Origin of the sequence: Pantoea sp. VS1, assembly GCF_002207995.1 — a bacterium.
GTDB classification, from domain to species: domain Bacteria; phylum Pseudomonadota; class Gammaproteobacteria; order Enterobacterales; family Enterobacteriaceae; genus Pantoea; species Pantoea dispersa.
Genome location: NZ_NHZE01000139.1, coordinates 1 through 384, shown reverse-complemented (window position 1 = coordinate 384; position 384 = coordinate 1). Strand labels below are relative to the sequence as shown.

The 384-nt window shown below is 63.3% G+C and carries 1 protein-coding gene; it reads right to left on the bottom strand.

From position 1 onward, the window contains the following. Positions 1-48 precede the first annotated feature (48 nt). Positions 49-384, bottom strand: a 336-nt coding sequence (traF, locus tag CBW22_RS25045; RefSeq protein ID WP_176428193.1) for a conjugal transfer protein TraF, incomplete at its 5' end; no start/stop codon positions are given.

Below are 384 nucleotides of genomic sequence, written 5' to 3'. Positions count from 1 at the left end.
CGCAGCCGCCCGTGCCAGACGGGTGATAGCGTCAGCATCAGGAACTCCTCAGAAGTTAGGTTTAAAGCCGGTGGCCACGTTAAGAAAGCGCTTCGCCAGGTCATCCTGCGTCATAAAACCGTAGGCGAGCGGGCGGAAGCTTTTTGACTTCGGGTCGACCAGGAACAGCGCCGGGAAGTGGGTAATGCCCATGCGCGCGCTTTGTCCCGCGTCCTGACGGCTGTCAGGCACCTGCGGCGACACCGTGCCGTCCACGCTCACCGGTATCAGCGAGACGTGACGCAGGCGGGCAAAGTCCGCCACCACGCCCGCCATCTGCGCGTCTATCGGGTCCCCGCCCCGGTAGAAGTAGAACAGGCCATACTGCCCGGCGAGTTCGCTGAT